Here is an 11,163-nt window from a genome sequence, read left to right as displayed (position 1 = left end):
AGATTATGTTCAAACAAATAACAAATTTAAATGGTAGCGAGCTGTATTTGATCGCTTCATTATGGATATTTTTAGTATTCTTCATTATCGTAGGAATTATGTTGTTCAGAATGAATAAAGAACATATTACCTATATGAAGGAGCTTCCATTTCAAGAGGATGATATTAACAAAGGTGAATCATCAGATAGTCTATAAATATGAGTTTATTTTTAAATACAACAGTTGTAAATGCAGAAACTTGGAGCATAAGTTCTGGTAATATATATCAGAATATTTTAATCATCGTACTCTTTGTAGTCATGCTTGCTTTATTGGCTTCGGCATTGATGGTGAACAAGGCGATGCGCTCAATTTTGCGTATCACGATGCCTGAGATTTTAAAAGAGGAGCAAGTTACTAAAATTAGAAAAAAAGAGTCACGTAAGGCTTCCTGGAATAAATTGCTAGGGCTACGTCCTATTTCGGAAGAGAAGGATTTAATCATTGATCACGAATATGACGGTATTAAGGAATTAGATAATCCAATTCCAATTTGGTTCAATGCTTTATTCTATTCGACAATGACTTTTGCGGTTGTTTATATCTTAATTTATCATGTTTTTGGCTGGGGTCTAAATCAAAATCAAGAATATGCTCAGGAGATGGAGAAGGCTGAAATCGCAAAACAAGAATACCTAGCGCAAGCGGCTAATTTGATCGATGAATCTAGTGTGGTATACGATGAATCAAAAGTTGCAGCCGGTCATGCTGTTTTTCAAGCAAATTGTGTTGCTTGTCATGGTGGAGCTGGTGAAGGCGGAATAGGTCCTAATTTGGCTGATAGATTCTGGTTACATGGTGGGGAGATCAAGGATATTTTTAAAACGGTTAAGTATGGTGTTCCTGATAAGGGGATGGTGCCTTGGGAACAGACTTTGACTCCGGGACAGATTGCGGAGGTGAGTAGCTACATTATTTCGATCCGTGATACTAAGCCTGCAAATCCTAAAGAACCTCAAGGTACTGAGGTTACATACGCAACGGCTGATGCTAAAGCAACAACCGCCGATTCTACAAAAGTTCAATAAAAAAAGTATTTATGAAAGCAGTAGCAACAAATCTTCCTGACAACCAGAGTAATAAAACAAAACGAGCCTGGATATATGCAAAGAAACCTTCGGGGCAATTGTATGCAATAAGGCAATGGGTCGGGTATGGGTTGCTGCTGTTTTTATTCGGAGCTCCTTTTATTAAAATTGGAGGTGAGCCATTATTGATGTTTAATATTCTTGATCGAAAATTCAGTATTTTGGGAAGTATTTTTTATCCTCAAGATTTGCACATTTTTGTTTTCGGAATGCTTATCGTGATGGTTTGTGTCGTTCTATTTACAGTTGTTTTTGGCCGCATCTGGTGTGGCTGGACTTGTCCACAGACAATTTTTATGGAACTGATATTTCGTAAAATAGAATACTGGATTGAGGGGGACTGGCAACAGCAGAGAAAATTGAATGAAGGACCTAACACGGATGATAAAAAGTTAAAAAAGGTATTAAAGCATAGTATATTTCTATTGATTTCATTTTTAATATCTAATATTTTTTTATCTTATATAATTGGTGTTGATGCACTTTATAAAATTGTAACCGACCCGATTGACCAACATTTAGGGGGGCTTTTAGCCATTACGATATTTACATTTGTTTTCTACGCAGTGTTTGCACATATCAGAGAAATAGTCTGTACAACAATATGTCCGTATGGACGGTTGCAAGGGGTATTGTTAGATGATCAAAGCATAACAGTTGCTTACGATCACCGCCGTGGTGAGCCACGGGGAAAACAGAAAAAAGATGTAGAACAAGTAAAAGGAGATTGTATTGATTGCCAGTTATGTGTCCATGTCTGCCCTACAGGGATAGATATTCGAAATGGTCTGCAGATGGAGTGTGTCAGCTGTACTGCTTGTGTTGATGCTTGTGATGCCGTGATGGACAAAATAGGTAAGCCGAAAAAACTTATTGGTTTTTATACCATGGGTGAGATTCAAGGAACTATAACCAAAAGAAGCAATACTCGAGCTATTGCGTATTCTGTTGTATTGGTTGCATTAGTTTCTGTCTTTGTTTCGCTTATATTGATGCGATCTGATGTAGGTGCAACTTTGTTGAGGGCGAAAGGAAGTTCTTATCAATTACGAGATGATCATACAATCAGTAATTTGTATTCATTGGAGTTAGTGAATAAAAGTAGTGCTGAAATGCCTTTTACACTCGTGCCTCAAGATGAAAAACTAAAAATACAAGTTGTAAATCCGATCAAATCGTTGACAAAAGGAGGATCGGCTTCTTTAAGCTTTTTTCTCATCATCAATAAAGATGATGTAAAACGCTATAAAGAAGATGTGAAAGTTGATGTATATTCGGGAGATCGAAAAATAGAAACCTTAAAAACGACCTTCATTGCTCCTCCGGGGATGTGATAAAGGAAGGGTTAAATTATAAAGAGATAAAGGATGAATTGGGGTACTAAAATATTTTTAAGCTTGGGTGTATTTATGCTCTGTATCATCGGTGCTGGGATTTATATGGTCAGTCATGATACAGATACATTAGAAGATACAGATTATTATGAGCAAGGTCTAAATTATGATCAGGTTTATAATAAGAAATCAAATGTTGCCAAGCATAAAGCTGAACCTGTTATTAAAATTAATCATGATACTTTGTATATTCAGTTTGCCACTGTTGCAAATAGCGGTAATCTGATCTTTAAACGTCCTTCGGATCGCAGTATCGATTTGCAGTTACCATTTGAAACAAATACAGGTGTATATCAGTTACCGATTTCTACTTTGAAAAAAGGAGCGTGGAATCTGGAAATTGTTTGGAAGAGTGAAGGTTTAGAGTTTTTGACAGATCAGCAACTGCATTTATAAGATGAGTTACCAATATTTTGCTTTTTTTATGGGTTTGTTTGGCAGTGTACACTGTGCGGTGATGTGTGGTCCTTTGCTTTTTGCTGTGCAGGGTAATCATGAACTGACCTGGAAAATAGCGTTCAATAAGATATTATATCAGATAGGGCGGATATTGACCTATGGTGTTTATGGTCTTGCACTCGGTATGATTGGTAGAATTGCATCGATCCAGGGATGGCAAATGGGATTGAGCATTTTAACGGGATTGATACTACTTGTTATAGGTTTAGTGCAATTATTTAAATTCAAAAATCAGGATTTTATAAAATTGCAGACACGTCTTGTTCAACCGATAGCTAAACTTATGGGACGTTGGTTATACCGTCCAGGTGGAAGTTTTTTTGCGGGTGTATTGAATGGTATTTTACCTTGTGGCATGCTGTATATGGCCGCAGCTGCAGCAATGAATACAGAATCAAGTTTAACAAGTTTCTATTTTATGGTCATGTTCGGTTTGGGAACATTGCCACTGTTATTAATCTTCTCTTTTTTAGGCAACTTTATTCGCACATATTTTAAAATGAATTTTTCGAAATGGTTACCTTTTCTCTATATCTTGATGGGAATCTGGTTTCTGTTACGTGGAGCAAATTTAGATATTCCTTATTTAAGTCCATTGCTCCATGTCGACGGAGCAATGAACTGTCATATTATTTAGTTTCTGCCCATCCACCTCCTAGGGATTTGTATAGTTCAACGAATGAATCCAGCTGGGATTGCTTTATGGAAACGAGGTTAAGTTCGGATGTCAAGGCATTGGATTGCGCTGTAATAACTTCGAGATAGGTTGCATATCCAGATTTAAACAATAAACTAGCATTTTTTACTGCCAAATGAGAATTTGCGACTCGCGCTTCTGCGAGTACCAATTGCTCTTTTAATTTCGCAAGTGATGTGAAGCTATTGGATACTTCGTTTACCGAACGTAATACTGTTTTCTGTAAGTTGATCTCTGCTTTTTCACGTTCTAATTTTGACACTTCAAAAGCTGTCTTTAGTTTTTTGTTTTTAAATATGGGAGTTGTAATATTTCCCAATGCGGAACCTAGCAATGATCCGGGAATATTAAACCAATTTTCAGGCAACATGGAGTTTAGACCCAGTGTACCTCCGAGCGTCAATGAAGGGTAGCGTAAAGCTTGATTAATATTAACTTGTGCATTTGATGCGATTAAACTTAATTCTGCTTCACGGATATCTGGTCTGTTGCGGATCAGATCTATAGGAGATCCCATTGAGATCTTAGATTCATCAATTAAATACTGTAGACTTTTGCCCCGTTCAATTTTATCGGGCATTCTACCGGTCAATTCTAAAAGTGAATTTTCTTGAATCTGTATTTCTTGTTCCAACTGCGGAACTAGTGATGCTGCGAGCAATCTTTGGGATTGTGTTTGCTGAATGGCTAATGAGGTGATTTCTCCGGCATCAAACTGTAATTGAATCATACGTAAAGTGCTATCATTGAGTTGTACATTACGTAAGGCCACTTCAATCTGAGCATCTAGCTTTAAAAGATTGAAATAACCCTTAGCAATATTTGCAATCAGACTAGTTTGAATCGCTTTTTTTGCTTCTGCAGTACCTAAGTAGTTAGCGAGTGCTTCTTCTTTTTGGGCAGATATTTTACCCCATATATCAATTTCCCAACTGAGGTTTAATTCCGTTAAATACTGAGATTGGGTTCTAAAAAGATTATTTTTTGCTTCTTTACCATTATAGATTTTGGAAGCAGGTCCTGCGTAATAATTTTTGGAACGCCATTCTTGGCCTACACCTGCAATCGTTGCATCCAATTCTGGAAGATAACCTGCTTTAGCCTGCGTTAATTGACGATTTGCGATTTGAATATTCAAGATAGCGCTACGCATATCATAGTTATTAGCCAGTCCGGCATCAATTAGTTTTATCAGGCTTGAATCCCTAAAGAAGTCGCGCCAATTGACATAGGCGAGTGTCCCTACACTATCTTGATAGGTCGAATCTGCGCGGTATTGATCTGGAAGATTATATTTTGGAGCAGTATAGCGTTGTCCAACTTTACAGGAAGAGAACAGAAGTAAGATAGCCCCGAATAGGAAGATATGGCGATTGATAAGATTCATATATATCGGACTAATTTGATTTGAATTTAATTTTTAAACGTTCATCTAAGGTTTTGAAGATGATATAAAGTACTGGGATAATAAAGATCCCGAGCAATACACCGAAAAGCATACCGCCAGCGGCACCAAAACTAATGGAATGATTTCCTTTTGCTGATGGTCCTGATGACCACATAAGGGGTATTAATCCTGCTACAAATGCAAATGACGTCATTAGGATAGGACGCAGACGTAATTTGGCTCCTGCAATAGCAGAGTCGTAAATGCTCAAACCTTTGTTTCTTTCCTGTACGGCAAATTCAATGATCAGAATGGCATTTTTGGCAAGCAACCCAATCAGCATGATGACACCAACCTGTACGTAAATGTTATTTTCTAATCCTACGAGTAAGATAGTCGCATAAACGCCTACTAACCCAACTGGAATGGATAACAGAACGGCCCAAGGTAATATGTAGCTTTCATATTGTGCCGATAATAGGAAGTATACAAAAACAATACTCATGATGAAAATCAGTATGGTTTGGGAACCTGATTCCGATTCTTCTAAGCTCATACCGGTCCATTCATAACTGTAGTTTCCAGGTAATTTTTCCAAAGCTAATTTCTCTATCGCTTTCATGGCATCACCTGTACTGTACCCTTCATTTGGATTGGCATTAATGGTAATTGCATTGTACAGATTATAACGAGTGATGGTTTCCGGTCCCACTACCTTTTTTAAGGTAAGTAATGTACTGATGGGGACCATCTCGTTGTTTTTGTTTCTGACAAAAATGGATTTAAAGGATTCGGGATCTGTTCGGTAATCGTAATCTGCCTGAATGTATACACGATATTGTCTGCCGAAACGACTAAAATCGCCGGCCTGTACACGGCCGTAGTAAGCTCGTATGGTAGACATCAAGGATTTAATATCGACTCCCAATGATTTTGCTTTAACAGCATCGATATCCACTTCATATTGTGGGAAGTTTGCTTTAAAGGAAGTGTATGCACTTTTAACTTCTGGTAATTGATTGATTTCATTGATGAAGTTGTCTGCAATACTGCTAAAATCCAAGATCTCTCCACCTAATTTATCTTCTAAAACCAGCTGTATACCTGCGAAATCCCCAAAACCCTGAACAGTTGGACGAGGAAAGACATTGAAAGTGGCTTCATTGATTACTGATAAGTCCTGACGGATCGAATCCATAAAGGCTTCAATATCTTTAATTTTTTCTCTTTTATCGTAGCTTTTTAGGTTAATGTAACCAACTGCATATGCAGGACTTGTACTTCCATCTAATGCATTAAATCCTGAGATGGTGGTCATTCCTGCAATATCTGGATTTCTTTTTTGAAGAATACTATCTGCTTGTTTTAAAACTTCTGTAGTTCTTGCTAGTGAAGCACCTGGTTGCATGGCCAGCGAATAGGTCACAAAACTATCGTCTTCCGTAGGGATAAAACTTTTGGGTGCTAAAAGTAATAAGGTAAATCCGATTGCTGAAATACCGATCAATCCTGTAATGGCAATCTTCTTATTTCGGATCAGATATTTAACACCGACAATGTAGCGTGAGGTTAAGCTATCAAATGAGGTGTTAAAGGCCGTGAAGAAGCGCTTTTTATATGCGGTAAATTTATTTTTTTCTTTCTGATCCGTCTGATCTTCATGTTCGGGTGCTTTTAGAATCAAGGCACATAAGGCCGGACTTAAAGTCAAGGCGGTTAGAGCAGAAATCAAAATTGCTGTTGCCAGGGTATAAGCAAATTGACGATAGAATATACCTGCTGGTCCCTCCATAAAACCGACCGGAATAAATACGGCCGCCATGACTAAGGTAATGGATACAATGGCTCCGGAGATTTCGGACATTGTAGAAAGCGTTGCCTCCCTGGCTTTCATACCTGTCTCATGCATTTTTAAGTGAATGGCTTCGACGACGACAATGGCATCATCAACAACAATACCTATCGATAGCACCAATGCAAACATGGTGAGCACATTGAGTGAGAAACCGAATAAATTGAGGAAGAAAAAGGTACCTATGAGGGAGACCGGAATTGCAATCGCTGGAATTATGGTTGATCTAAAATCCTGTAAAAAGATAAAAACAATAATAAATACCAAAATAAATGCTTCAAATAAAGTATGTTTTACTTGAGAGATCGATGCGTCAATCTGATCTCTTACAGAGTAGGAAACTTCATATTTAATACCTTCTGGAAAAGTTTTGGATAACTCTTCCAATACTTTACGCACTTCGATATCAATATCGTGGGCATTGGAACCTGATGTCTGTGTGATATTTAAGGTTAATCCGGGTTTTCCATTTACTTTATTGTCCGAGCCTAAGTTAGAAGAGCCAAACTCTATACGGGCTAAGTCTCGTAAATATAATACGGAACCATCTTCATTTGTTTTTATAACAATGTTTTCAAATTCCTCGGGTTGACTGAATCGTCCTTTATGCTTAATAACGGTTTCAAATACCTCATCGGATGTTTCGCCAAATTTTCCGGGAGCAATTTCGAAATTCTGATCTTTAATGGCTGTTATGACATCGTCAGGAACTAGATTAAACAAAGCTAGCTTTTCAGGATTCAACCACATACGCATGGAGTAATCACGTGCTCCAACACGAGAAACTTGGGCAATGCCATCAACACGAAGTAATGGCCGGATGATATTGATTTGGGAATAGGCTTGAAGAAAAGTTTCATCAAACATACTTTCTTTGGAATCTGCAAAGAGGTTGATGGTCATGATTACCCCAGATTGACGAGGCATTACCGTGATACCGGCTTCATTGACTTCTGAAGGAATAGAACCTATTGCTTTCGATATTCTGGTTTGGACATTTACAGAAGCTATATCTGGATTAATACCTGTTTTAAAGAACACCTGAACAGATCCTGAGCCGGAATTACTGGCCGTTGAACGGATGTAAGTCATATCTTCTACACCATTTACGGCTTCTTCAATTGGAAGGAGAACAGATTTAGCAACGGTTTCGGCATTCGCGCCAGGGTAACTTAATGAAACGACCACAGACGGAGGAGCTATTTCTGGGAAACGGGATACAGGTAACATTTTCAGCCCCACAGCTCCTAATACTACTAAGAGCATGGAGACAACGGTAGCCAATACGGGTTTATTAACAAATGTTTTTAGCATTTATAGTGCGTTTAATTAAAAATTGGAAAAGTATTTTATTGGGTCTTGTTGATCGGAATGATGGTAGCTCCTTCCGAAATCTTGTCGAAACCGGACATTAAAATTCTGTCTCCTACAGCTAACCCTTCTGAGATGATATAGTTCGAATTGGATTTACCCTCAATTTTGATAGACCTGCGGTGAACCGTATTTTTGTTATCAACAACGTATACAAAGGTTTTATCTTGTAGCTCCGATGTTGATACTTGTGGGATTTGTATCACTCCTTTTTGCGTTTCCACAAATTTTAATGTACCGGTACTACCTGTACGTAATATATTGTCAGTATTTGGGAAAGTGGCACGTAAAGAAATTGCACCAGTGGTTCTATTTACTTGACCATTTACGGCATCAACTCTTCCTTTTTGACTGTAGGCTTCTCCGTCTGCAAGTACCAATGATACTTCTGGAAAAGCAAGTTTTCGGATTTTTCCATCCGATTTATAGGATTCATCTTGCTGGTCTTGTTTTGCTTGTTTCTTTGTGAAATATAAGAAATCGGATTCGCTCATCGAAAAATATACATAGACTTCTTGCACATCGGATAGTACGGTAAGAGACTGGGAATCATTTTTAGTCACTAAATTTCCTACGCGTTTGGGAATACGGCCTATATAACCTGAAACAGGTGCTTTGATTGTTGTAAACTGTTTGTCAATATCGGCTGAACGTACCGCCGCGGATGCCTGCTGTAAGGATGCTTTTGCGACATCATATTCTGATTGCGCAGATTTTAAGCGTACTTCTGAAATGACCTCATTTTCTACTAAAGGACGGAGACGCTCTACTTCTAAACGTGCATTCTGTAATTTTGCTTTGGCTACATTTTCTGTCGCAACCATATTATTTAATATCTCATCATAGGCTGAGGCATTAATTTTAAATAATTTTTGATCAGCTTTCACAAAATCACCCTCATCGACATATATTTCTTCTAAAATCCCTTCAACTTGAGGGCGGATCTCAACATTGACTTTTCCTTCAATCGTACCAATATAATCTTTTATTGTATTCGCAGAACTTGTATCAATTGAGTATATTGGTAGTGCAATAGCGTTGTTTTTTTTGTCTAATTCTTTGGTTTTACCCGAGTTACAGCTAAAAAAGAGTACTCCGGTCGAGGCAAGGGCTAGGGTAAAAAGTGCGATTTTATTCATAAATATTATTTAGAGTTAATTGTTAATTAACTTTTGACTTTTAGATTATTATACATTAATACATAAATGTTGCCAATAAGTTCTGTATAGTATGATTTAACATTTGTTAACAAAATAAATTGATCAGATTTGACTTCATTTAGAGATACTTTATTTCCAAATGTATCTGATATGTTACAAATGTTAACGTTTGATAGGGCTATTTGTTACTTATAAGATTAAAATAAGTTGATTTTTATATGCAAAACTTCTTTAATGAGATTGAAATAGATTGGAACCAATTGTGGCAATGGCTATTAAATTGGTATTGGCTTCCCTTATTTGTGTTATATTTTGGGGTAATAAGTACAATACTGATTGAAAATAGGAATCCAACGAAGACGATTTCATGGGTAATGGTTATTGTATTTCTTCCAGGTATTGGATTGGTTCTATATTATCTATTCGGACAAAAATTTAGAAAAGTTAGGCGACTGCAACATATTAATCGCGAGCAGAATACAAAACTGTTAGCAGCATGGCAGGAAAGTTTAATACGAATGGACGAGCAACTGGAAACAATTCATGAAAAAATAGGAACTTTATCCCGGGTTTTTGACTATCTGAAAAACCAAAAATTATCTTTTTTCTCTTTAAATAATAGGGTCGAATTGTTTATCAATGGCGAGGAGAAATTTCCAGTTTTATTAAAAAGACTTCGAGAAGCAAAACATTCCATACACCTGGAATACTATATTTTTGAATTGGACAATATTGGTCGTCAGGTGCTTGAAATTTTGGAAGAAAAGGCAAAAGCGGGGGTAAAAGTGCGACTGATACTGGATAGTTTTGGTTCTCCTGATGTGATCAAATATTTAGTTAAAAATCCACCTGGTTATCCTTTTGTTGCATTTTTACCAGTCAATTTTACTTCTTTAGCAAATAGTAATTATCGAAATCACAGAAAGATTGTCGTGATTGATTGTCAATATGGTTTTGTGGGGGGAATTAATATTTCTGATCGATATATCAATACTCCGGATCAGATTGATTATTGGAGAGATACTGCAATGGCTGTAGAAGGAATAGCAGTTAATAATCTGCAGATCCAATTTTGGAACAGTTGGAATCAAACTGAAGGTGAACCCTTTTTATTGACTGATGAATATTTAAATTTTAGTGTACCGCACATTCCTGAGCGTGCCGCTGTTGCATTTTCTTCTAGTGATCCGGGGTCACTTGGTCCTTTTAATATGGAAGCTATCATATTGGCGATCAATGATGCGAAGGAAAGCATTCAATTGTGTACGCCTTATTTTATACCGAGTGAGCAGTTATCTACGGCTTTAGAGATAGCTGTTTCCTCTGGGGTAAGAGTGGAGCTGATGCTGCCAGAGAAAGCCGATTCTTATATTGTACAACATGCTTCTTTTTCCTTTTTGAAGCCTCTTTTGCAACGTGGTGTGCAGGTTTATCTGTATAAGAAAGGTTTTATCCATGCTAAGACAGTATGTATTGATGGTCAATTGGCTTTCGTAGGGACTGTAAACCTTGATATGCGGAGTTTCTACATCAATTATGAAATAGCAAGTATTGTTTCTGATGAGGCTTATTGTAAACGTCTTGAAAATCAATTTGAAATCGATAAGGAGGCGTCTGATCTGATTACTTTGTACATCTGGGCACATCGAAAAAAATGGAAAAGGGGTATTGATTCTTTATGCCGGCTTTTGGCACCTTTATTATAGCCTAAAAA

9 protein-coding genes are annotated in these 11,163 nt (G+C 37.3%); 6 read left to right on the top strand and 3 right to left on the bottom strand.

What is annotated here, in order from left to right; translation table 11 throughout:
- The first annotated feature begins 5 nt into the window (after positions 1-5).
- The 5 genes from FHR29_RS15545 to FHR29_RS15525 are packed head-to-tail and all read left to right on the top strand — an operon-like array spanning position 6 to position 3,619.
- Positions 6-197 carry a hypothetical protein gene (locus tag FHR29_RS15545; RefSeq protein ID WP_021188306.1) on the top strand — a complete coding sequence of 64 codons (192 nt, stop codon included), beginning with the start codon at positions 6-8 and terminating at the stop codon, positions 195-197.
- A gap of 2 nt (positions 198-199) precedes the next feature.
- Complete coding sequence (locus FHR29_RS15540) at positions 200-1,069, top strand: cbb3-type cytochrome c oxidase N-terminal domain-containing protein (RefSeq protein ID WP_183915636.1); 870 nt, start codon at positions 200-202, stop codon at positions 1,067-1,069.
- A gap of 11 nt (positions 1,070-1,080) precedes the next feature.
- Positions 1,081-2,463 (top strand): cytochrome c oxidase accessory protein CcoG, encoded by a 1,383-nt coding sequence (gene ccoG / locus FHR29_RS15535; RefSeq protein ID WP_183915634.1) that lies wholly within the window; start codon positions 1,081-1,083, stop codon positions 2,461-2,463.
- Between the two features lie 33 nt (positions 2,464-2,496).
- Positions 2,497-2,919: a FixH family protein gene (locus FHR29_RS15530; RefSeq protein ID WP_183915632.1), complete on the top strand. Its 423-nt coding sequence runs from the start codon at positions 2,497-2,499 to the stop codon at positions 2,917-2,919.
- A 1-nt stretch (position 2,920) separates the two neighbouring features.
- Complete coding sequence (locus FHR29_RS15525) at positions 2,921-3,619, top strand: sulfite exporter TauE/SafE family protein (protein WP_132844106.1); 699 nt, start codon at positions 2,921-2,923, stop codon at positions 3,617-3,619.
- Here the strand turns inward: FHR29_RS15525 and FHR29_RS15520 are convergent.
- Genes FHR29_RS15520 through FHR29_RS15510 form a run of 3 tightly spaced genes read right to left on the bottom strand, consistent with a single transcriptional unit; the run spans position 3,612 to position 9,428 of the window.
- Complete coding sequence (locus FHR29_RS15520; protein WP_168128460.1) at positions 3,612-5,066, bottom strand: efflux transporter outer membrane subunit; 1,455 nt, start codon at positions 5,064-5,066, stop codon at positions 3,612-3,614. The two genes, FHR29_RS15525 and FHR29_RS15520, sit on opposite strands and share 8 nt — an antisense overlap.
- 10 nt (positions 5,067-5,076) lie before the next feature.
- Positions 5,077-8,232 carry an efflux RND transporter permease subunit gene (locus tag FHR29_RS15515; RefSeq protein WP_132772065.1) on the bottom strand — a complete coding sequence of 1,052 codons (3,156 nt, stop codon included), beginning with the start codon at positions 8,230-8,232 and terminating at the stop codon, positions 5,077-5,079.
- A 35-nt stretch (positions 8,233-8,267) separates the two neighbouring features.
- Positions 8,268-9,428 (bottom strand): efflux RND transporter periplasmic adaptor subunit, encoded by a 1,161-nt coding sequence (locus FHR29_RS15510; RefSeq protein ID WP_132772064.1) that lies wholly within the window; start codon positions 9,426-9,428, stop codon positions 8,268-8,270.
- A gap of 239 nt (positions 9,429-9,667) precedes the next feature.
- Here FHR29_RS15510 and cls point away from each other — a divergent pair, with 239 nt between their 5' ends.
- Positions 9,668-11,155 carry a cardiolipin synthase gene (cls, locus tag FHR29_RS15505; RefSeq protein ID WP_021188698.1) on the top strand — a complete coding sequence of 496 codons (1,488 nt, stop codon included), beginning with the start codon at positions 9,668-9,670 and terminating at the stop codon, positions 11,153-11,155.
- The last annotated feature ends 8 nt before the right edge of the window (positions 11,156-11,163 follow it).

It is taken from the genome of Sphingobacterium sp. JUb56, assembly GCF_014191365.1.
GTDB classification, from domain to species: Bacteria; Bacteroidota; Bacteroidia; order Sphingobacteriales; family Sphingobacteriaceae; genus Sphingobacterium; species Sphingobacterium anhuiense.
Note: the sequence above shows the minus strand (reverse complement) of the source record. Positions and strands in the feature narration are given on the sequence as shown.